This is a genomic window from Entomomonas sp. E2T0, from assembly GCF_025985425.1.
Lineage (GTDB): Bacteria > Pseudomonadota > Gammaproteobacteria > Pseudomonadales > Pseudomonadaceae > Entomomonas.
The window spans coordinates 890,667-912,568 of the sequence record NZ_CP094972.1; the positions used below are offsets into that span (position 1 = coordinate 890,667).

At 36.7% G+C, this 21,902-nt stretch carries 19 protein-coding genes; 16 read left to right on the forward strand and 3 right to left on the reverse strand.

The genetic code is table 11. The annotated features are described in order from the left end of the window. Positions 1-52 precede the first annotated feature (52 nt). Positions 53-1,006, forward strand: a complete 954-nt coding sequence (locus MTZ49_RS04265; protein WP_264747153.1) for a YbgA family protein — start codon at positions 53-55, stop codon at positions 1,004-1,006. Here the strand turns inward: MTZ49_RS04265 and MTZ49_RS04270 are convergent. Further along, positions 1,003-2,538 carry a B12-binding domain-containing radical SAM protein gene (locus MTZ49_RS04270; protein WP_264747154.1) on the reverse strand — a complete coding sequence of 512 codons (1,536 nt, stop codon included), beginning with the start codon at positions 2,536-2,538 and terminating at the stop codon, positions 1,003-1,005. The genes MTZ49_RS04265 and MTZ49_RS04270 overlap by 4 nt on opposite strands. Positions 2,539-2,777: 239 nt before the next feature. Between MTZ49_RS04270 and nth the strand changes: the two genes are divergently transcribed. Then, complete coding sequence (nth, locus tag MTZ49_RS04275; RefSeq protein WP_264747155.1) at positions 2,778-3,416, forward strand: endonuclease III; 639 nt, start codon at positions 2,778-2,780, stop codon at positions 3,414-3,416. 106 nt (positions 3,417-3,522) lie between these two features. Beyond that, a complete protein-coding gene (locus tag MTZ49_RS04280; protein ID WP_413774174.1) occupies positions 3,523-3,696 on the forward strand; it encodes a PA3496 family putative envelope integrity protein in 174 nt (57 codons plus the stop codon). A 44-nt stretch (positions 3,697-3,740) separates the two neighbouring features. Here the strand turns inward: MTZ49_RS04280 and gloA are convergent, their stop codons facing one another. After that, positions 3,741-4,133, reverse strand: a complete 393-nt coding sequence (gene gloA, locus MTZ49_RS04285) for a lactoylglutathione lyase (protein ID WP_264747157.1) — start codon at positions 4,131-4,133, stop codon at positions 3,741-3,743. A gap of 169 nt (positions 4,134-4,302) precedes the next feature. Then, positions 4,303-5,520 (reverse strand): argininosuccinate synthase, encoded by a 1,218-nt coding sequence (locus MTZ49_RS04290; RefSeq protein WP_264747158.1) that lies wholly within the window; start codon positions 5,518-5,520, stop codon positions 4,303-4,305. Between the two features lie 185 nt (positions 5,521-5,705). Here MTZ49_RS04290 and MTZ49_RS04295 point away from each other — a divergent pair, with 185 nt between their 5' ends. From MTZ49_RS04295 to bamA, 13 genes are all read left to right on the forward strand, one after another. Continuing rightward, on the forward strand, positions 5,706-6,125 hold the full coding sequence (locus MTZ49_RS04295; protein WP_264747159.1) for an META domain-containing protein: 420 nt from the start codon (positions 5,706-5,708) through the stop codon (positions 6,123-6,125). Positions 6,126-6,236: 111 nt separating this feature from the next. Continuing rightward, positions 6,237-7,796, forward strand: coding sequence for an AAA family ATPase (locus MTZ49_RS04300; RefSeq protein ID WP_264747160.1), 1,560 nt, complete (start codon positions 6,237-6,239; stop codon positions 7,794-7,796). Positions 7,797-8,108: 312 nt separating this feature from the next. Further along, entirely contained in the window at positions 8,109-10,970 is a 2,862-nt protein-coding gene (gene uvrA, locus MTZ49_RS04305) for an excinuclease ABC subunit UvrA (protein ID WP_264747161.1), read from the forward strand. A gap of 161 nt (positions 10,971-11,131) precedes the next feature. Then, positions 11,132-11,896, forward strand: coding sequence for a transporter substrate-binding domain-containing protein (locus MTZ49_RS04310; RefSeq protein WP_264747162.1), 765 nt, complete (start codon positions 11,132-11,134; stop codon positions 11,894-11,896). A gap of 227 nt (positions 11,897-12,123) precedes the next feature. Further along, entirely contained in the window at positions 12,124-12,864 is a 741-nt protein-coding gene (gene rpsB, locus MTZ49_RS04315; protein WP_264747163.1) for a 30S ribosomal protein S2, read from the forward strand. Positions 12,865-12,972: 108 nt separating this feature from the next. Beyond that, on the forward strand, positions 12,973-13,848 hold the full coding sequence (tsf, locus tag MTZ49_RS04320; protein WP_264747164.1) for a translation elongation factor Ts: 876 nt from the start codon (positions 12,973-12,975) through the stop codon (positions 13,846-13,848). 182 nt (positions 13,849-14,030) lie between these two features. After that, positions 14,031-14,780, forward strand: coding sequence for a UMP kinase (pyrH, locus tag MTZ49_RS04325; RefSeq protein ID WP_264747165.1), 750 nt, complete (start codon positions 14,031-14,033; stop codon positions 14,778-14,780). Then, positions 14,770-15,327 carry a ribosome recycling factor gene (gene frr, locus MTZ49_RS04330; protein WP_201092392.1) on the forward strand — a complete coding sequence of 186 codons (558 nt, stop codon included), beginning with the start codon at positions 14,770-14,772 and terminating at the stop codon, positions 15,325-15,327. The genes pyrH and frr overlap by 11 nt, the downstream gene beginning before the upstream one ends. A gap of 10 nt (positions 15,328-15,337) precedes the next feature. Next, positions 15,338-16,087 carry an isoprenyl transferase gene (locus tag MTZ49_RS04335; protein ID WP_264747166.1) on the forward strand — a complete coding sequence of 250 codons (750 nt, stop codon included), beginning with the start codon at positions 15,338-15,340 and terminating at the stop codon, positions 16,085-16,087. 3 nt (positions 16,088-16,090) lie between these two features. Further along, the gene (locus MTZ49_RS04340) at positions 16,091-16,900 is read left to right on the forward strand and encodes a phosphatidate cytidylyltransferase (RefSeq protein ID WP_264747167.1); all 810 of its coding nucleotides are present in this window, start codon (positions 16,091-16,093) and stop codon (positions 16,898-16,900) included. Between the two features lie 2 nt (positions 16,901-16,902). Next, a complete protein-coding gene (gene ispC / locus MTZ49_RS04345; RefSeq protein WP_264747168.1) occupies positions 16,903-18,078 on the forward strand; it encodes a 1-deoxy-D-xylulose-5-phosphate reductoisomerase in 1,176 nt (391 codons plus the stop codon). A gap of 21 nt (positions 18,079-18,099) precedes the next feature. Continuing rightward, positions 18,100-19,446 (forward strand): RIP metalloprotease RseP, encoded by a 1,347-nt coding sequence (gene rseP, locus MTZ49_RS04350; protein WP_264747169.1) that lies wholly within the window; start codon positions 18,100-18,102, stop codon positions 19,444-19,446. A gap of 58 nt (positions 19,447-19,504) precedes the next feature. Next, positions 19,505-21,859, forward strand: a complete 2,355-nt coding sequence (bamA, locus tag MTZ49_RS04355; RefSeq protein ID WP_264747170.1) for an outer membrane protein assembly factor BamA — start codon at positions 19,505-19,507, stop codon at positions 21,857-21,859. Positions 21,860-21,902 lie beyond the last annotated feature (43 nt).

Genomic DNA, 21,902 nt, shown 5'->3' on the forward strand with positions numbered 1-21,902 from the left:
GTAGAGCTTATACAATGTTAATAAATAAATTTTAGTATTTGAGAAGAAGTGAATGATAGATAAGATACAGATAGGTATTAGTGCTTGTCTTATGGGTGAAAATGTTCGTTACAATGGTGGTAATAAGTCTTTTGGCTTTGCCCTCGATGAGTTATCAGCTTATGCTAATTTTCAATTAGTTTGTCCTGAAATGGCTATAGGTTTAGGAACACCTCGCCCAACATTACGATTGATAAAAAGTAATAATGATGTAGTTATGCAGTTTACTGATGATAGCAATGTTGATTTAACAGAAAAGATGAGAACATTTTCTAAAAGACATGTGGCTTCATTAAGCCATCTAAGTGGTTATATTGTATGTGCTAAGTCACCTAGTTGTGGTATGGAGCGAGTTAAAGTCTACGATGAAAATAGTAACCGTTGTCGTAAAGAGGGCGTTGGGCTTTATACTGCTGAGTTGATGAAGCAAATACCTTGGTTACCTGTGGAGGAGGATGGTCGGTTAAATGATAACGCTATCCGTGAAAATTTTATTGAACGAGTATTTGCACTTAATGAGTTAAACAAGTTGCAAGAAAGTGGTTTAACGCGCGCGAAACTAATAGATTTTCATAGTCGTTATAAATATACCCTATTAGCTCATTCACAATCTCAGTATAGAGAAATTGGTCGTTTTGTAGCTCGTATTGCTGAGTGGGATTCCCTTCAGGCATATTTTGTGGAATATCGTAATCAATTTATGACACTACTCAGTTGTAAAGCAACAAGAGCTAATCACACTAATGTATTAATGCATATTCAGGGGTATTTTAAGAAACAATTAACAGCAAAACAGCGCCAAGAACTAACACAATTAATTGATCTTTATAGACAAGGTATTCAGCCATTATTAGCGCCTATTACACTATTAAAGCATTATTTAGCAGAACACCCAGATCAATATCTATTACAACAAAGGTACTTTAATCCTTATCCAGAAGCATTAAGATTAAGGTATGGTTTTTAGCCGTTACTATGCTGCTGTTGTCGTTTAGGTAATGTTTTTTGTTTAGTCTTATTGATTAAATGCTCTTTCCAGTTCTCAGGAGGATCACCTAAAAATCTTGGCCAACCATGAGTGCCAATACGAATAAAATCTTGTTGCATAGCTTGTTGGATAGTTTCCAAGCTATGATCAGTATGTTCATTCAAATAATCAAATACTAAAGCTAATAGTTTATCTAAGGCTATGCCATGAGTTTGGTTAACTTTAGGAAATGCCCAATAACTAAAATCCGAAATAGCATTAAAAGCATCATCTCTAAGTAATAAGGGTAAGGTGTTTTTAAAGCGTCCAGAGTTAGCAATTAAGTCCCAGAATTTAGCAATACGTTTAATATGGTTTAGTGTTTCAAAACGCATATCTTTATTTTCTAATACAGAGTAAGGGGGCGTTAAACTATATTTATAATTATAGGTTTCGGTATGGCGAATAATAGGCGTACCTTTTAAACGTTTTAATATGCCCAACTGTATTTCTTGGGGTTGCCATGCCCATAATTCATTAAAGCCTTTGCCGAACTCTTCTAATGTTTCGTCAGGCAGACCAGCAATTAAATCCACATGTAAATGTACCGTAGTCTTAGTGGATAACCAACGAATATTCTCTTGAGCTTTTTGCAAATTAGTTTTGCGAGAAATTAACGCTTGAGTAGTAGGATTTAACGTTTGAATACCAATTTCAAATTGTAAACTACCCTCAGGAAATAATAGGATGAGCTCTTTTAATTCATCAGGTAAGTGATCAGGTACTAACTCAAAGTGTAAAAATAAAGGATCATTAGGATTGTTAGTAATTTTGTCTAAAAAGTATTTTAGAATACAGGTAGTAAATTCTTTTTTTAGATTAAAGGTTCGGTCAATAAATTTAAATTGCCTTAAGCCACGCTGATAAAGCTTATCCATTTCCTGTAAAAAAGGTTCTAAAGGGAAAGTCCATGCTGTTTTATCAAGGCTAGATAAACAAAACTCACATTTAAAGGGACAACCTCTTGAAGCTTCTACATAAACAGTGCGGTGTTTAATATCGTGATCTGTATAGTAGTCATAAGGAAGAATAATATTCTCTAGCTTTTCTTGAATACCTTGGATAGCTTTCTCAGGGATGATTTGTTGGTTAAGTAGTTTATGACAGAGTTGATAAAAGCTAATATCTCCCCAACCTTTAATTAGATAATCAGCAGTCTGATATATTTCAGTATTTTCATATTCATAAGAAACTTCTGGCCCACCTATAATAACAGTAATTTCTGGACGTAATATTTTAAGTTCTTTGATCAGTTGAGTTGTTTCTATAATATTCCAGATATAAACAGAAAAACCAATGATAGTGGGTTGTTTTTCAATAATTTTTTCTAAAATATCTTCCACATTTTGTTGAATAGTGAATTCAACAATTTCGGTTTGTTGTTGTAGCTCATGCATATTGGCATAGAGATAACGCAATGCTAATGAAGCATGAGCAAAACGGGCATTTAAGGTGGTTAATAAAATAGACATTTAGGTATTTAATAGAGCCAGTGTAAATATTAATTTACTAGTATAGCAGTAAGGTATCTAGTTCTATAGCTATTGCCCTACATTTTTATACGTCGTTGAATGACTTTGCCGTACTAATTGTACTGTCTTCAGTCATTCGCCTTGTCTAAAATTGTATAGCAACAGCTATAAAGAGAGTCATAACTGGGCAGATTGTTTGTTAAGGCTTATAATTCTATTCTTAGTATAGGGAGTTTGTTATGAATGCTACAAAACGTCGAGAAATATTTCGCCGCTTAAAAGAGAATAACCCACAGCCTACTACAGAGCTAGAGTTTCAATCTACCTTTGAACTGTTAGTCGCTGTTATGTTATCTGCACAGGCAACAGATGTTAGTGTTAATAAAGCAACTTGTAAATTATATCCTGTAGCCAATACTCCAGAGGCTATTTTTGCTTTAGGTGTAGAGGGGCTAAGTAAATATATTAAGTCGATAGGTTTGTATAACAGTAAAGCTAAAAATGTAATTGCCACATGCCAACAACTGATAGAAAAATATAATAGCCAAGTGCCTAGTACCCGTGAGGAGTTAGAAGCTTTACCAGGAGTTGGGCGTAAAACAGCGAATGTAGTTTTAAATACAGCATTTAAGCAAGCTGTAATGGCAGTAGATACCCATGTATTTAGAGTAAGTAATCGCACTCATATTGCTCCAGGTAAAACAGTATTGGACGTTGAAAAGAAATTAATGAAGGTTATTCCTAAAGAGTATTTGGTAGATGCTCACCATTGGTTAATTCTACATGGTCGTTATGTGTGTAAATCGCGAAAGCCAAGTTGTGGTAGTTGCTGTATAGAAGATCTTTGTGAATACAAAGAAAAAACATCGGATATTTGAATAATTAATAAATTAAATAAAGCTGATTGAGAAAATTAATTTTACCATGCTTTGATTTTAGGATATAAGGTGCGCCATAAATACCCCATTTTATGGAGTGATGGCGATGAGTAAAGAAGATATTGATTTAGATGATGATTTCCTAACTGATGAGTTAGAAGATGGAGATGATGAGGTGGATAACGCTAAAAATAATTTAGCGAAGCGCCGTATTATCGATAATATTTTAGAGGAACGCCGTCTTAATAAACAGATTGCAGACTTTGACTTTGATATTTAAAAAAAACCCGCTATTTAGCGGGTTTTTTGTAGTGTAATAATGCTTTAATCGTTACGATCTGGCGATAGTAATTCTATTTTATAGCCATCAGGGTCTTCAACGAAAGCTAAAATGCTGGTACCGTGCATCATAGGGCCTGGTTCACGAGTGATTTTGCCACCATTCGCTCTAATGGTTTCACAGGCATTGTAGACATCTTCAACTTCTAGTGCAATATGACCATAGCCATTGCCTAGATCATATTTATTAGTATCCCAGTTATGGGTTAACTCAATTACACTGGTGTTTTTTTCTTCTCCGTAGCCTACAAAAGCTAAGGTGAATTTACCTTCTGGGTAGTCTTTACGGCGTAGAAGTTTCATTCCTAGTACTTCTGTATAAAAAGCGATAGATTTGTCCAAATCGCCTACCCGTAACATGGTATGCAATAATCTCATCCGTAGTACCTCATGGTTAGTAGAAAAGGCGGTAGCTACATGGTTACCGCTCTTATAAAGGAGTGTTACTTATATAGCTATTACCCTAGTTTTTTATACATCGTTGAATGGCTTAGCGGTACTATGTGTACTGTCTTCAGCCACTCGCCTCGTCTAAAAAAAGAAACAGCTATAGTAATTTGCGGCCTTTTAAAGCAGCTATTCTTAAGCGTAGAGCATTAAGTTTGATAAATCCAGCTGCATCTGCTTGGTCATATGCACCGCCATCTTCTTCAAAGGTAGCAATATTGGCATCAAATAGAGAGTCATCTGACTTACGACCTATAACCATGACATTACCTTTGTATAGTTTTAAGCGCACTACACCATTAACGTTCTGTTGTGATTCATCAATCATCTGTTGCAACATGATACGCTCAGGACTCCACCAGTAGCCATTATAAATAAGGCTAGCATATTGTGGCATAAGGCTGTCTTTAAGATGTGCTACTTCACGATCTAAGGTAATAGATTCAATGGCCCTATGGCCTTGTAGCATGATTGTACCACCAGGAGTTTCATAGCAACCGCGAGATTTCATACCGACATAACGGTTTTCTACAATATCTAAACGGCCAATACCATTAGCACTGCCAATACGATTTAATTCTGTCAGTACTTCGGCAGCAGACATTGCTTTGCCATCAATCGCTACAATATCACCTTTCTTATAAGTTAATTCAATATAAGTAGGTGTATCAGGTGCTTTTTCTGGTGATACTGTCCAACGCCACATATCTTCTTCATTTTCTGCCCATGTGTCTTCTAAAACACCACCTTCATAGGAGATATGAAGTAAGTTAGCATCCATTGAGTAAGGCGATTTCTTCTTACCATGACGCTCAATAGGGATATTATGCAGGGCAGCATAGTCCATTAGTTTTTCACGGGATAATAAATCCCATTCACGCCAAGGAGCGATTACCTTAACACCTGGTTTAAGGGCATAAGCACCTAGCTCAAAACGTACTTGGTCATTGCCTTTACCTGTTGCACCATGAGAAATAGCATCTGCGCCAGTTTCATTAGCTATTTCGATTAGACGCTTGGCAATCAGTGGGCGAGCAATTGATGTACCTAATAAGTATTCACCCTCATAAATTGTATTGGCGCGAAACATTGGGAATACAAAGTCACGTACAAACTCTTCACGTAAATCTTCAATATAAATTTCTTTAACACCAAGAGCTTTAGCTTTAGCTCGAGCAGGCTCTACTTCTTCACCTTGGCCTAAATCTGCAGTAAAAGTTACTACTTCACATTGATAGGTATCTTGTAACCATTTGAGGATTACAGAGGTGTCCAAGCCACCAGAATAAGCTAGGACGACCTTTTTCACATCTGCCATGCCACCACTCCATAAAAAATATTTTATCAAACTGATGAGTTTACTGTACTATTCACAGAATTTACAGTAGTAACTATAAAAATACTCATACTAAAATAATATGAGTAATTAAGTCATTTTATGGGTTGATATAGAGAAACAACTGCGGTTTAATTGTTTCTTAGAAAAAATAGCAAGGGGTAATGATGAAAAAAATATTGATGGTTGTAGCAGTTGCTGCATTAATGGTTGGTTGTCAAACAACAAAGTCTACAAGTCTTACTGTCGCAGAGTTATATGGAAAATATAACTTAGTAAACTTTGATAGTGAGGTTGTACAAGCCTCTGAAAGACCAATGACTATTGGTTTTGAGCCAGGTGTAGAAGGTAAGGTAAAAGTACATGGTGTCCTTTGTAACACTTTTATTGGGCAAGCAGTATTAAATCAAGGTAAATTAACCAGTGATGGTTTAGCCTCTACCCGTATGGCGTGTTTCCGTGAAAAAGAAGCAGCAATGGAAACAGCTTTAGGCGATATGTTTAAAACAGGCGCCACTGTTAAGTTAAAAGGACCACAACTTATTTTAGAAGGTAGCGGTCATACCTTCACTTATCAAAAACAATAACTTGTGATCAATGTTTAATAAAAAAATCCCTAGGTAATTAGGGATTTTTTATTTTATAGCTTTATTAGCCATCTATAATGCAACTGATAAAAAAATTAAAAGGGAAAACCTATGACTGCTGAATTAGTTAAGAATCTTCAAAACCCTTCATTATATGATCATCCTGTAGAACAGTTTACAGTGATAGAAACCCATGTTTCATGGGTAATATTAACAGGGCCTTATGCTTATAAAATTAAAAAGGCCGTTGATTTTGGCTTCTTAGACTATACTCAGTTAGTTGATCGTAAACATTTTTGTGAAGAAGAGTTGCGTTTAAATCAACGTCTTACTAAGGATATTTACTTAGAAGTATTGCCTGTTACAGGTACAGAAGATAATCCTCAAATTGCTGGACAAGGTGAAGTAATAGAGTATGTATTAAAAATGCGTCAATTCCCTCAAGATCAATTATTAAGTCAATTGCAAGCACGGGGAGAGTTAACAGAGCAACATATTGACCAGTTAGCTAAGCAACTTGCAAAATTTCATCTGGCAACCCCTAAAGTAGCTCCAGCTCATGAGTTAGGTTCGCCTGAAGGAGTCATGGCGCCAGTTAGGCAAAATTTTGAGCAAATACGGGCTATGTTACCTGAAGACAAGGCAGGTTTTATTCAGTTAGATGCTTTAGAGGCTTGGGCTGAAAGTAGCTATGAAAGATTAAAACCTTTATTGGCTGAACGTAAAGCTAATGGTTTTATAAGAGAGTGTCATGGTGATGTACATTTAAATAATGCAGCTATTTTAGATGATCAAGTGGTGATATTTGACTGTATTGAATTCAATGAGCCTTTTAGACTGACAGATGTTACGGCAGATATAGGCTTTGTGGTAATGGATTTAGAGGATAGAAAATTATATTCATTGGCTAACCGTTTATTAAATACTTACCTAGAAGAAACAGGTGATTACCAATCACTAGAGATAATGAAATTCTATAAAGCTTATAGGGCTATGGTCCGTGCTAAAGTGGCTTTATTTAGTTTGGGTCATGTGACTGAACGAAGTGTAAGAGAAGCTATATTAAGTCAATATTATAACTACGCAAACCTTGCTGAAAGTTATACATTAATTCCTACCCGTTGTTTATTAGTTACTTGTGGTGTTTCTGCAGTAGGAAAAAGTTATATTTCTACTAAGATAGTTGAGCAATTTGGCGCTATAAGATTACGTAGTGATGTAGAACGTAAACGTTTATTAGGTGCTGATACACCAAAAGAGCAACTCTATAGTCCAGAAGCAACAGTTAAAACCTATGAGCATTTATATCAACTGGCTAAAAATAGTTTACGAGCAGGTTATGTTGTGATTTTAGATGCTGCTTATTTAAAACATGAGGAACGTGTAAAAGCTAAGCAAGTAGCAGAAGAAGTAGGAGTACCTTTCTTTATTGTAGAGTGTGATGCACCGTTAGAGATAATTGAAAAGAACTTAGCTAAGCGAGAACAAGAAAATAATGATCCCTCAGATGCTACATTTGAAGTAGTTAAGCAGCAATTAGAATGGCGTGAACCATTGACCGCTGAAGAGAAGGCGACAAGCTGTTTAGTAGAAACACAAAATAGAGAGAGTATAGAGAAGCTAATAGAGTATATTAATCAATATTTAAGACGTGATAAAAATAAATATTAATATTTTTCTTGCAAATGATAATTATTATCATTAATATGTACCTAAGTTGATCGCAAGACCAACTGGCAAGTCAAAGTATCCGATCTGCTGTTTGAGATTGTTTGGTTTGTCTCCTCATCAGGCTAATCACGGTTTTTACCCAGCATTTTGCTGGGTATTTTTTTGTTTAAGACTTTAAACTTAAAAAAATAACCTTGTCTTATTTACTATCTATCTTATAAATTTAACCTAACAATAAAGCTAATTGGTTTAGTTTTAAGCAGGTGTTATAGTAGTCAGTTCGAAAAATTTCTCTTCTCTAATGAGGCTGTTTTGGAAAGTATATTAGTCCGTGGTGCACGTACCCATAATCTTAAAAATATAGATTTAACCTTACCTCGTGATAAGTTAATTGTGATTACAGGGCTTTCTGGTTCTGGTAAGTCCTCATTGGCTTTTGATACGTTGTATGCAGAGGGACAAAGGCGTTATGTGGAGTCACTATCGGCTTATGCACGACAGTTCTTATCGATGATGGAAAAGCCAGATGTGGATGCTATTGAAGGTTTATCGCCAGCTATTTCAATTGAGCAGAAATCTACTTCGCATAACCCACGTTCTACAGTGGGAACTATTACAGAGATTTATGACTACTTACGGTTATTGTATGCTCGTGTAGGTACACCTCATTGCCCAGATCATGATACGCCATTAGAGGCACAAACTGTTAGCCAGATGGTTGACCAAGTATTAGCTTTACCTGAGGGGGCTAAGCTAATGTTATTGGCACCTATTATTAAAGAACGTAAAGGTGAGCATTTAGTTGTTTTTGAAGAAATGCGGGCGCAGGGTTTTGTAAGAGCTAGAGTAGATGGTCGACTATATGAGTTAGATGAGCTGCCTAAATTAGATAAGCAGAAAAAACACAGTATAGATGTGGTGATTGATCGTTTTAGAGTTAAGCCAGATATCCAACAGCGTTTGGCTGAGTCCTTTGAAACAGCCCTTAAGTTAGCGGAAGATACAGCTATTATTGCGCCTATGGATGGTGAGGAAATAGAAGAGATTTTATTTTCTGCTAAATTTGCTTGTCCTATTTGTGGTTTCTCGATCAGTGAATTAGAACCTAAATTATTTTCTTTTAATAACCCTGCTGGCGCTTGTCCTACTTGTGATGGTTTAGGTGTTAAGCAGTTTTTTGATGCTAGACGTATTGTTAATGAAGATTTAACTTTAGGTGAGGGGGCTATCCGTGGTTGGGATCGCCGTAACGCCTATACTTTCCAAATGTTAAACTCGTTAGCAAGCCATTATAAATTTAGTTTAGATGTGCCTTTTAAAGAGTTGACGGAGAAACAGCGAAGTTTCGTGCTTAATGGCAGTGGTAATGAGCAGATTAGTTTTAATTATTTAAATGATCGTGGTGACGTAGTTAAGCGTAAGCATCCTTTTGAGGGGGTATTACCTAATTTAGAACGACGTTATCGTGAAACTGAATCGCAAAGTGTACGCGAGGACTTGGCAAAACTATTAAGTACCCAAGCTTGTCCTAGTTGTAGTGGAGCTAGATTGCGTCCAGAAGCACGTTGTGTATGGGTAGGTAAGAAAACTTTACCTGAAGTGGTAGCGTTACCTGTGGGGGATTCTCATAGTTATTTTTCAGGATTAACTTTAACGGGAACGAAAGGTGCAATTGCTGAAAAAATTCTTAAAGAAATTAGCTTACGTTTAGAGTTTCTGGTTAATGTAGGGTTAGATTATTTAACTTTAGAACGTAGTGCTGAAACCTTATCGGGTGGTGAGGCGCAGCGTATTCGTTTAGCTAGTCAAATAGGTGCTGGACTGGTTGGTGTTATGTATATTCTGGATGAACCCTCTATTGGGCTACATCAACGAGATAATGATCGGTTACTAAAAACCTTAACTCATTTACGGGATTTAGGTAATACAGTTATTGTGGTAGAGCATGATGAGGATGCTATTCGTCTAGCTGACTATGTGGTGGATATTGGTCCTGGTGCTGGAGTGCACGGTGGGCAAATTGTAGCTAAAGGTTCACCTAAAGAGGTCATGGCAAACCCTGATTCATTAACAGGGAAATACCTATCAGGTAAATTAAAAATAGAAGTGCCTAAAAAACGCACAGCCTATAATAAAAAGAAAGAGTTAGTTTTAAAGGGGGCTAAGGGTAATAACCTTAATGAAGTGACTTTAAGAATACCATTAGGATTATTTACTTGTGTAACGGGCGTTTCTGGTTCAGGTAAGTCTACCTTAATTAATGATACCTTGTATCCATTAGCAGCAACTACCTTAAATAATGCTACTACCTTAGAGGTGGCCGCTTATGAATCTATTAAAGGCTTAGATCAATTAGATAAAGTAGTGGATATTGACCAAAGTCCTATTGGTCGTACTCCCCGTTCTAATCCAGCTACTTATACAGGAATTTTTACCCCTATTCGTGAATTATTTGCGGCGGTACCTGAATCAAGAGCACGTGGTTATAATGTTGGGCGTTTCTCGTTTAATGTCAAAGGTGGCCGCTGTGAGGCCTGCCAAGGTGATGGCGTTATTAAAGTAGAAATGCATTTTTTACCAGATGTCTATGTACCTTGTGATGTGTGCAAAGGTAAACGTTATAACCGTGAAACCTTAGATATTAAGTACAAGGGCAAAACCATTCACGAAGTGTTGGAAATGACTATCGAAGACGCTGCTACGTTTTTTGAGGCAGTACCTGCATTATCCCGTAAATTGCAGACATTAATGGATGTAGGGTTGTCTTATATTAAGTTGGGGCAAAGTGCTACTACTCTTTCAGGTGGTGAGGCGCAAAGGGTTAAACTAGCGCGCGAGTTGTCTAAACGGGATACAGGTAAGACCTTGTATATCTTAGATGAGCCTACTACAGGGTTACATTTTGCTGATATTCAGCAGTTATTAGTGGTGTTACATCGTTTACGCGATCATGGTAATACGGTGGTGGTGATTGAGCATAACCTTGATGTCATTAAGACCGCTGATTGGTTGGTGGATTTAGGTCCTGAGGGTGGTTCGAAGGGGGGTGAGATTATTGCTACTGGTACACCTGAGGAGCTAATTGAAATACCCCACTCATGGACGGGTAAATTCTTAAAACCGCTATTAGTAAAAAGTAAAGCAGCAGCCCCTAAGAAAAGCAAAAAGGCTTAGTCTAATAACCTATAGTTTACAGTCTCAAAATAGGCCGTAAACTATAGGTTTTCTAATAAAATAAATAGCTTGTGATATAGCACAAGATTATTAATAAACGACTTGTTTTATAGTGAGCTGACTTTTTATCCCTTTGTATGTAAAAATAAGGATGTCATACTATGAAAAAACTGCTTGCTATAACGTTAGTCTTCTTCACTGGAGTTGTATTTGCAGAGTCTCGTTTAGATAGTGTTATGCAAAAGAAGGTATTGGCGGTTTGTACCACAGGCGATTATAAGCCTTATACCTTTGTAAATAATGATGGTTCTTTTGAAGGTATTGATATTGCTATGGCTAAATCCTTAGCGAAAAGCTTAGGGGTTGAGGTAAAATGGGTAAAAACCACATGGAAAACCTTAACTCCTGACTTTTTAAAAGGTGAATGTGATATAGCCATGGGAGGAATTTCGGTTATTTTAGATCGACAAAAAATAGCATTCTTTTCTAATACTATAGATATTGACGGTAAAATTCCCCTAGTACGTTGTGAAAATAAAGATAAATATAAAACCATCGAGCAGATTAATCAGCCCCATGTTACTTTGATTGAACCAAAAGGCGGCACTAATGAAGCATTTGTACACAAATATTTACCTAAAGCAAATTTAACTTTATCTGACGATAATATGGCTATTTTTCAGCAGCTGGTGGATAAAAAGTATGAGGTAATGATTACTGATAGTTCAGAAGCACTCTATCAACAAAAACGTCATCCAGATTTATGTGCTATTGATCCTAGTATGCCTATGCAGTATGGTGAAAAAGCTTATATGTTGCCAAAGGGTGATATCATTTGGAAGCAATACGTTGACCAATGGTTACACTTAGCCAAAGCTACTGGTGAATATCAAGCCGTTATTGATCAGTGGTTAGCTAGTCACTAATTTACAACTACTTAACACAATTGGTTTAATGGCTAGTCGCAAATAGTCGCGACTAGCCATTAAAGTGCTAGTCTTTTTATAAAAAATATGGTATAAATTGCGCCCTTAACTCGGCCTTATGGCTATTTTTTAAACAAACCACACATATATCGACACAGTGTTCTGGGTGCCTTTAATCAGGTTGAATATTGGGATATATGGAGGCTTAACCCGTATAGAGGAATATAATGTCTCAAGTATCAATGCGTGATATGCTACAAGCTGGTGTACATTTTGGACACCAAACTCGTTACTGGAATCCAAAAATGGGCAAATACATTTTTGGTGCTCGTAATAGAATCCATATCGTTAACCTAGAAAAAACTTTACCTATGTTTAACCAAGCTATCGCTTTTTTAGAAAAAGCTGTAACAGGTAAAAACAAAGTATTGTTCGTAGGTACTAAGCGTTCAGCTAGCAGAATCGTTGCAGAACAAGCTAAACGTTGCAAAATGCCATATGTTGATCACCGTTGGTTAGGTGGCATGTTGACGAATTACAAAACTATTCGTCAATCTATCAAACGTTTACGTGAGTTAGAATCTCAATCTCAAGATGGTACTTTTGATAAATTAACTAAGAAAGAAGCGTTAATGCGTTCTCGTGATTTAGAGAAATTAGAGCGTAGTCTTGGTGGTATTAAAGACATGGGTGGTTTACCAGACGTATTATTTGTAATCGACGTTGACCATGAAAAAATTGCTATCGCTGAAGCTAATAAGCTAGGTATTCCAGTAATTGGTGTAGTGGATACTAACAGTGATCCAGATGGCGTTGATTATGTTATCCCTGGTAATGATGATGCTATCCGTGCTATTCAGTTATATTTAGGTACTGCTGCTGATGTAGTATTAAAAGCTAAACAAGGCGCTGGCGCTGTAGCTGAAGAATTTATTGAAGAAGCAGCTGAAGAGACTGCTGAAGGTTAATAGTTATTGCCTTTCTTTAATTGAAAAAAATTAAGGGGGCTTTGCCCCCTTTTCTCACTTTATAGCTAACTGTTTATTAAATACAGGCTAAATTAAGAGGATATAAACATGGCAGAAATTACTGCAGCATTAGTAAAAGAATTGCGTGAGCGTACAGGGCTTGGCATGATGGAATGTAAAAAAGCTTTAGTAGCAGCAAATGGCGATATTGAAAAAGCAATTGATGAGTTACGTAAATCAGGTGCTGTAAAATCTGCTAAAGCAGCAGGTCGTGTAGCAGCAGATGGTGTGGTTGCGGCTAAAGTAGCTGATGATGGTAAATATGGCGTGATGGTTGAAGTCAACTCTGAAACTGACTTCGTTGCACGTGATGATAATTTCAAGGCGTTTGTTGCTGATACATTAGAAAAAGCCTTTGCTGGTAAAATTACTGATGTTGCTAAATTAGCAGAAGCTCAAGAAACGGCTAGACAAGCATTAGTACAAAAAATTGGTGAAAATATTACTATTCGCCGCATCGCTGTGGCTGAAGGTGATGTTGTAGGTGCTTATGTTCACAGTAATAGCCGTATTGCAGCACTTGTTGCTTTACAAGGTGGTGGTGATGCAGAATTAGCAAAAGATATTGCTATGCATGTTACAGCTAGTAACCCTGCGGTATTAAATCCAGCAGATATTTCTGAAGAGCTAGTTGCAAAAGAGAAAGAAGTATTCTTAGCACTAAACAAAGAAAAAATTGAAGGTAAACCAGCTGAAGTAGTTGAAAAAATGGTTGCTGGACGCATTCAGAAGTTCTTAGGCGAAGCAAGCTTGGTAGGTCAATCTTTTGTTAAAGATGATAGTGTTAAAGTAGGTGATCACGCTAAGAAACATGGTGCAGAAATTATTTCTTTCGTACGCTTTGGTGTAGGTGAAGGTATCGAAAAAGCGGAAGTAGATTTTGCTGCTGAAGTAGCTGCTCAAGTAGCTGCAACTAAGCAATAAAAGCTTCTTGTTTATAAAAAAAGGCTATTCGTTTTGGCGAATAGCCTTTTTTATTTTCTATTTTTTGTCAAACCATAATACAATATTAAACTTGAACAAAAGGCAACAATTGGGAATAATGACGCCCCAAATATTGCTCGCAATAATATAGCCGCTTAGAAATTACCTGCAGGAGATTCAAAATGGCTCAGCAAGTGGGATTAAGACAGCCACGATATAAACGTATTTTATTGAAGCTTAGTGGTGAAGCTTTAATGGGGTCTGAAGATTTTGGGATTGATCCTAAAGTTCTTGATCGAATGGCACTTGAAGTAGGGCAGTTAGTAGGTATTGGGGTTCAAGTAGGATTGGTGATTGGTGGTGGTAATTTGTTCCGTGGGGCTGCTTTATCAGCAGCAGGTATGGATCGAGTTACCGGCGACCATATGGGGATGTTAGCCACTGTGATGAATGCGCTAGCTATGCGTGATGCATTAGAACGTTCTAATATTCCAGCATTAGTGATGTCTGCTATTTCTATGGTGGGAGTAACAGATCATTATGACCGTCGTAAGGCAATGCGCCATTTAAAATCTGGTGAGGTAGTTATTTTCTCGGCAGGTACAGGTAATCCTTTCTTTACTACAGACTCCGCAGCTTGTTTAAGAGCTATTGAAATAGATGCTGATGTAGTACTAAAAGCTACTAAGGTTGATGGTGTTTATACTGCGGATCCTTTTAAAGATCCAGATGCTAAGAAATTTGACCATTTAACTTATGATGAAGTATTAGAGCGTAAGCTTGGGGTGATGGACTTGACAGCTATTTGTTTATGTCAGGATCATCAGATGCCACTTCGTGTATTTAATATGAATAAACCTGGAGCGTTACTAAATATTGTAGTTGGTGGCGGCGAAGGTACATTGATTGAGGAAAAAAAGCATGATCAATGAGATCAAAAAAGACACACAAACACGCATGCAAAAAACAGTAGAGTCATTAGGCCATGCTTTTGCTAAAATTCGTACTGGACGTGCTCATCCTAGTATTTTAGATAGTGTAATGGTTTCTTATTATGGTGCTGATACACCATTAAATCAGGTGGCTAATATTAATGTGGAAGATGCTCGGACATTAGCTATTAGTGTATTTGATAAGAGTATGACACAGGCTGTAGAAAAAGCCATTATGACGTCTGATTTAGGATTAAATCCTGCTTCAGCAGGCACAGTGATTCGTGTTCCTATGCCACCTTTAACGGAAGAAACCCGTAAAGGTTATACTAAACAAGCACGTGGTGAGGCTGAAAATGCACGGGTGGCGATTCGTAATATTCGTCGTGATGCGATTACTCAATTAAAAGATTTGTTAAAAGAAAAAGAAATCAGTGAAGATGATGAGCGTCGTGCACAAGACGAAATCCAAAAACTAACTGATAAATTTGTAGCTGATGTGGATAAAGCATTAGAGCAAAAAGAAACAGATTTAATGGCTGTTTAATCTAGTTTTAATGAAAATGCCTAAACAGTCTCAAGCTACATCTGTCCCTAGGCATGTAGCAATTATAATGGATGGTAATAATCGCTGGGCAAAAAAACGATTATTACCTCATGCCGCTGGTCATAAAGCAGGTGTTGCTGCTGTGCGTGCAGCGGTTGAAGTTTGCGCAGAGGCTAATGTTAAGGTATTAACTTTATTTGCTTTTTCCAGTGAAAATTGGCAACGGCCTATTACTGAAGTACAAGCTTTAATGCGATTGTTTTTATGGGCTTTAAAACAAGAAGTCAAAAAACTTAATCAACACAATGTACAGTTAAAAATTATTGGTGATCGTTCGGCCTTTAGTGAAGAGTTACAACAGGCTATGCATGAAGCAGAAATGTTAACAGCCAATAATCAAGGTCTTATTTTGCAAATAGCTGCTAATTACGGTGGACAGTGGGATATTTTACAGGCCACTCAGAAGATAGCATCACAAGTACTAGCTAATGAAATACAAGTTGATAATATCACAACAGATTTAATTGAAAGTAAACTAGTAACATCTCCTTTTTCCTCACCAGATCTTTGTATCCGTACAGGTGGTGAACGTAGAGTTAGTAATTTCTTATTATGGCAATTGGCTTACACAGAGCTTTATTTTTCAGATGTGTTATGGCCAGATTTTAAACATGAAGCAATGCAAGCTGCACTAGCTGATTACTCTGCTAGACAACGTCGTTTTGGCAAGACTAGTGAGCAGATAGAGCAAGGAGAATAACCTGTGTTAAAACAACGAGTATTAACAGCCTTAGTGCTTATTCCCATTGCACTATGGGGATTCTTTTACTTAGAAGGTGGTTCCTTTGCTATTTTTATAGGCATTGTGGTTACCTTAGGTGCTTGGGAGTGGGCTCGATTAGTTGGCTTAGAAGAATCTGGTAGTCGTATTGGTTATGCCGCTATTTGTGTGGTCTTGTTAGTATTACTCTGGAATATGCCTTCATGGTCAAGATTTATTGTATTGTTAGGTGTTGTTTGGTGGAGTTTCGCTTGGTTATTGGTAATTGGTTTTCCTGAAACAACTAATTATTGGAAGAATAATAGTTATAAATATTTGATTGGGTTATTAATTTTAGTGCCAGCATGGCAAGGACTTATTTTATTAAAGCAATCTGGTGAGTATGGTAATTGGATTATTTTTAGTGTGATGATCTTTGTTTGGGCTGCAGATATTGGTGCTTATTTTGCTGGCAGAACTTGGGGTAAAGATAAATTAGCACCTAAAGTTAGCCCTGGTAAAAGCTGGCAAGGTTTTTGGGGTGGTTTAGCAGCCGCTTTAATTATTGGATTATTTATTTACATTAGTACTGATTTTATTCAAGGAAAATTATTGTTAAGCCTTGTCTGTTTAATTATTTTAGTCATTTTCTCTGTATTAGGTGATTTAACAGAAAGTATGTTTAAGCGTGAAGCTGGGTTAAAAGATAGTAGTAATCTACTACCTGGACATGGTGGCGTATTAGACCGAATAGATAGTTTGACTGCTGCTGTGCCTGTAGCTGTACTATTACTTTGGGTGCTTGGTAGTTAATCATGCAACATATTTGTGTTTTAGGTGCGACAGGTTCTATAGGTAAAAGCACCTTAGATGTTATTGCTAGACATCCTGACCGTTACCAAGCATTTGCTTTAACAGCGCATAGTAGAATAAATGAATTAGAAAAATTATGTATACAATTCCAGCCAGCTTTTGCTGTAGTGGCTGATGAATTAGATAGAAAAAGCTTACAACAAAGATTAATAGAACAGGGGATTCGTACAGAAGTATTATATGGTCAGCAAGCATTATGTGATATAGCAAGCCACCCTGAAGTAGATGCTGTAATGGCAGCAATTATAGGAGCGGCTGGATTATTACCTACTTTAGCAGGTGTTAAGGCAGGTAAAAAAATACTACTAGCAAATAAAGAAGCCTTAGTAATGTCTGGTGCTTTATTTATGCAGGCAGTTAAAGAGCATAATGTTACCTTATTGCCTATTGATAGCGAACATAATGCTATTTTTCAATGTATGCCCCTTTCTTTTAAGGGAGATTTGGCAACAGTTGGAGTAAGGCGAATTTTACTAACTGCATCAGGTGGACCATTTCGTAATACACCAATAGAGCAGTTAGAAAGTGTAACACCAGTACAAGCTTGTAATCACCCGAACTGGTCAATGGGGAAAAAAATCTCTGTTGATTCTGCCACTATGATGAATAAAGGTTTAGAATTTATTGAAGCCTGTTGGTTATTTAATGCTCAACCAGAGCAAGTAGAGGTTGTTATTCATCCGCAGAGTGTGATTCATTCTATGGTAGATTATCTGGATGGTAGTGTATTAGCAGAATTAGGTAATCCAGATATGCGTACCCCCATTGCACAAGCTTTAGCATGGCCTGAGCGAATTGAGTCAGGAGTTGCGCCATTAGATTTATTTAAGATAGCACAGTTAGATTTTTATGAGCCTGATGAACAACGTTTTCCTTGTTTGCGTTTGGCTAAACAAGCGATAACCGCACAAGGGACAGCGCCTGCTATTTTAAATGCAGCAAATGAAATAGCCGTTGCAGCATTTTTACAAGAGCGGATAAAATTTACAGAAATTGTGCAAGTAGTGGATCATGTACTTAATAAGCAATCTGTTGTGGTAGCAGATTCATTAGAGATTATTGGTAAAGAAGATTATCAAGCTCGTTTTTATGCAAATGAATACTTGAAAGAGTTATAAAAATAGGAAAAATCATTTTAGATGTCAATGTTATTAGGAGCCTTAATTGCCCTAGGCGTATTAGTCACTATTCATGAATTCGGCCATTTTTGGGTTGCCCGCCGCTGTGGAGTAGAAGTAATACGTTTTTCTATTGGTTTTGGTAAGCCGCTAATACGCTGGCGTGATCGACGTGGTACAGAATATGTTATTGCTATGATTCCGCTTGGTGGCTATGTGAAAATGCTAGATGAGCGAGAGACAGAGCAAGAAATCCCTCCAGAGAAGTTATCTTATACGTTTAACCGTAAATCGGTTGGTCAACGTATAGCTATAGTGGCAGCCGGTCCGTTAGCTAACTTTATCTTAGCTTTTCTGTTATTTTGGGTGTTAGCATTAATTGGAGCAAAAGTACCTATACCTACAGTGGGTAAGGTTTTTCCCGAAAGTATAGCTGCTACTGCTGGTTTAACGCCTATGAGTGAAATAATTGCAGTTGATAATAAAGCAACTGCAACATGGGAAGATATTAATATACAGCTTTTTAAACGTTTAGGAGAGTCTGGCAATATTAGTATTACAGTTAAAGATTCTTCTTTGCAGGAAAGAACTTATCAATTGGCCATTAATAATTGGCTACGAGGTTTAGAAAAACCTAACCCTTTAGAGGGAATAGGGATAGAACCTTATCGACCAGTAATTGAACCTATGTTAGCCTCTGTTGTAAAAGCTGGCCCTGCAGAGCAGGCAGGTTTACAGAAAGGAGACTTGATTAAAAGTTTCAATAATGAGCCTATAACAGATTGGCAAATATTAGCTGAACAGATAAAAAAATTTCCAAATAAACGTGTTGTTATAGGTTATGAACGTAATGGACAGGATTATTCCGCACAAGTATCATTAACAACTATGCCTAATATGCCAGATGCTGGTTATATGGGAATAGAAATAATGGGTAAAATTACTTGGCCTGACTCAATGGTGCGCCACGTTAATTATGGTGTTATTGATGGGATGGTGAAATCTTTAGATCAAACATGGGCTTTTACCTTTTTAACATTAGAGTCTATTAAAAAAATGTTTACTGGTGAAATGTCAGTAAAAAACTTGAGTGGCCCTATTGGGATTGTTAAGGTAGCAGGTTCTAGCTTTGATTCGGGGTTTATCTATTTTATAAAGTTTTTAGCTTTGTTCAGTGTTAGTTTAGGTATTCTTAATTTATTACCTATCCCTGTGCTTGATGGTGGGCATCTCTTATTTTATATTATTGAGTGGATCCGTGGCCGTCCTATATCAGAAGAAATTCAGGGTGCGGCATTACAGATAGGTGTATTTTTAATGATAGGTGTAATGTTATTTGCTATTATGAATGATTTAAATTGGTTATAATGCAAAGTTTAAAGTTCATTTTTATTGTTCAGGTATTATTCAGGATTAAAAGGGCAACATGAAATATTTGTTATTACCGCTGGTGTTGGCAGCTTTTATCTCAATGGAGGTTCATGCTGAGTCCTTTACTATTTCTGATATTCGTATTAATGGTTTACAGCGTGTTTCTGCAGGTAGTGTGTTTGCAGCATTACCCATTAGAATTGGTGACCAAGTAGATGAAGCAAGTCTTGCTGATGCATCTAAAGCTTTATTTAGGGCAGGTTACTTTCAAGATATTAGGTTAAGTCGTAGTGGTAATGTATTATTAGTTACAGTAGTTGAAAGACCTTCTGTTGCTAGTATTGATATTTCTGGTAATAAAGCTATTAAAACAGAAGACTTATTAAAAGGTCTACGCCAAGCAGGTTTGGCTGAAGGGGAAATCTTCCAACGAGTTACTCTAGAAAGAGTACGTAATGAGTTGCTTCGTCAATACGTAGCACAAGGCCGCTATTCCGCTAATATTGAAACAGAAGTTATTTCTGAACCTAGAAATCGTGTTCGCTTAAAAATAAATATTAATGAAGGGGTTGTTGCCTCTATTTCACATATTAATGTGGTAGGTAATACCGTTTTTCCTGATGAAACATTAATTAATCTATTTGAATTAAAAACTAAGAAATGGTACCGTTTTTTTAGCAGTGCTGATAAATACTCTCGTGAAAAATTATCGGGCGACTTGGAAAGACTACGCTCTTACTATATGGATCGTGGTTATGTAAATATGGATATTGCTTCTACCCAAGTTTCTATTACACCTGATAAGAAAAGTGTTTATATTACGGTTAATATTGAAGAAGGCGATAAATATCGAATTCGTGATGTGAAAATGGAGGGTGATTTAAAACTTCCTGAAGACACATTACGTTCTTTATTATTAGTCCAAAATGGGCAAGTCTTTTCTCGTAAGTTAATGGTTACCTCTTCAGAGTTAGTAAGTCGTCGTTTGGGTAACGATGGTTATGCATTTGCTGATGTACGTGGTATACCAGAAACACATCCTGAAGACCATACAGTGTCTATTACCTTTATTGTAGACCCAGGTAAACGCGTTTATGTTAATCGTATTAACTACCGTGGAAATACTAAAACAGAGGATGTGGTGTTGCGTCGTGAAATGCGCCAAATGGAAGGTGGTTGGGCTTCTACCTATTTGATTGATCAATCTAAAACACGTTTAGAACGATTAGGTTATTTTAAAGAAGTAAAAGTAGAAACAGCGCCTGTAGCAGGTACAGATGATCAGGTTGATGTCAATTATACAGTTGAGGAACAACCATCAGGTTCTATTTCTGCTTCTGTTGGTTTTGCGCAAAGTTCAGGTTTGGTATTGGGTGGTTCCATTAAGCAAGATAACTTCTTAGGAACAGGTAATAAAGTTGGTATTGGTATGACACGTAGTGATTATCAAACAAATATTAACTTTAGCTACTTAAATCCTTACTGGACGGTAGATGGTGTTAGTTTGGGTTACAACGTGTTTTATAGAACTACAGATTATGATAAGTTAGATGTTGACTATACTAGTTATTCTGTGGATAGTTTTGGTGCTGGTTTTAGTTTTGGTTATCCTATCAGTGAAACATCTAGTGTAAGTTATGGTTTAACTATTCAAAATGATAAAGTTAAATCAGGTAATGCAAGTGCTGAAGAGGTTTATCGTTTTATAGATGATTATGGTTCTAACTATCTTAACTATAAACTTAATTTAGGTTGGGGCAAATCTACTTTAAATAGAGGTTTACTACCTACTCGAGGAGCTTCTCAAACGGCTTCTGTACAAATAGCTATTCCAGGTAGTGATTTAACGTTCTATAAAATAGATTATAGTGCACAATATTTTAAACCAATTACAGATAATTATATCTTACGTTTCCATACTGATTTAGGTTATGGAGATGGTTATGGTTCAACTGATATGTTGCCATTCTATGAAAACTATTATGCAGGTGGTTATAACTCTGTACGTGGTTTTAAAGATGGTTCACTAGGTCCTCGTAGTACACCAAGTTATAGATATTATAATTCAGGCTATGATGATTGGAATGATGATGACGACCCATTTGGTGGTAATATTCTTATTACAGGTGGTGTAGAGTTAATAGTGCCAACACCTTTTGTAAATGATCAAAGAACCATAAGAACAGCCCTATTCTGGGATGCAGGTAATGTGTTTAGTAACAATTGCCCATTATCAACAACTAAGAATTGTAAGAATCCAAATTTTGGCGATTTAGCTAGTTCAGTAGGGGTTGGTGTAACTTGGGTAACAGCCTTTGGTCCATTAAGTTTTAGTCTGGCTATGCCAATTAAGAAACCAGATAATGCAGATACTCAAATCTTCCAATTCTCATTGGGACAAACTTTTTAATTTATTGGTTATAAGCAAAATATTACAGGTTTTTAGGAGCGTA

Excerpts from the sequence above, each read along its gene's own strand:
- gloA (WP_264747157.1), bottom strand. The coding sequence starts at position 4,133 with ATGAGATTATTGCATACCATGTTACGGGTAGGCGATTTGGACAAATCT.
- pyrH (WP_264747165.1), top strand. The coding sequence starts at position 14,031 with ATGGCTCAGCAAGTGGGATTAAGACAGCCACGATATAAACGTATTTTA.
- rseP (WP_264747169.1), top strand. The coding sequence starts at position 18,100 with ATGTCAATGTTATTAGGAGCCTTAATTGCCCTAGGCGTATTAGTCACT.
- frr (WP_201092392.1), top strand. The coding sequence starts at position 14,770 with ATGATCAATGAGATCAAAAAAGACACACAAACACGCATGCAAAAAACA.
- tsf (WP_264747164.1), top strand. The coding sequence starts at position 12,973 with ATGGCAGAAATTACTGCAGCATTAGTAAAAGAATTGCGTGAGCGTACA.
- MTZ49_RS04270 (WP_264747154.1), bottom strand. The coding sequence starts at position 2,538 with ATGTCTATTTTATTAACCACCTTAAATGCCCGTTTTGCTCATGCTTCA.
- MTZ49_RS04280 (WP_413774174.1), top strand. The coding sequence starts at position 3,523 with ATGAGTAAAGAAGATATTGATTTAGATGATGATTTCCTAACTGATGAG.
- MTZ49_RS04335 (WP_264747166.1), top strand. The coding sequence starts at position 15,338 with ATGAAAATGCCTAAACAGTCTCAAGCTACATCTGTCCCTAGGCATGTA.
- MTZ49_RS04310 (WP_264747162.1), top strand. The coding sequence starts at position 11,132 with ATGAAAAAACTGCTTGCTATAACGTTAGTCTTCTTCACTGGAGTTGTA.
- MTZ49_RS04265 (WP_264747153.1), top strand. The coding sequence starts at position 53 with ATGATAGATAAGATACAGATAGGTATTAGTGCTTGTCTTATGGGTGAA.
- nth (WP_264747155.1), top strand. The coding sequence starts at position 2,778 with ATGAATGCTACAAAACGTCGAGAAATATTTCGCCGCTTAAAAGAGAAT.
- MTZ49_RS04295 (WP_264747159.1), top strand. The coding sequence starts at position 5,706 with ATGAAAAAAATATTGATGGTTGTAGCAGTTGCTGCATTAATGGTTGGT.
- MTZ49_RS04300 (WP_264747160.1), top strand. The coding sequence starts at position 6,237 with ATGACTGCTGAATTAGTTAAGAATCTTCAAAACCCTTCATTATATGAT.
- rpsB (WP_264747163.1), top strand. The coding sequence starts at position 12,124 with ATGTCTCAAGTATCAATGCGTGATATGCTACAAGCTGGTGTACATTTT.
- bamA (WP_264747170.1), top strand. The coding sequence starts at position 19,505 with ATGAAATATTTGTTATTACCGCTGGTGTTGGCAGCTTTTATCTCAATG.
- MTZ49_RS04290 (WP_264747158.1), bottom strand. The coding sequence starts at position 5,520 with ATGGCAGATGTGAAAAAGGTCGTCCTAGCTTATTCTGGTGGCTTGGAC.
- ispC (WP_264747168.1), top strand. The coding sequence starts at position 16,903 with ATGCAACATATTTGTGTTTTAGGTGCGACAGGTTCTATAGGTAAAAGC.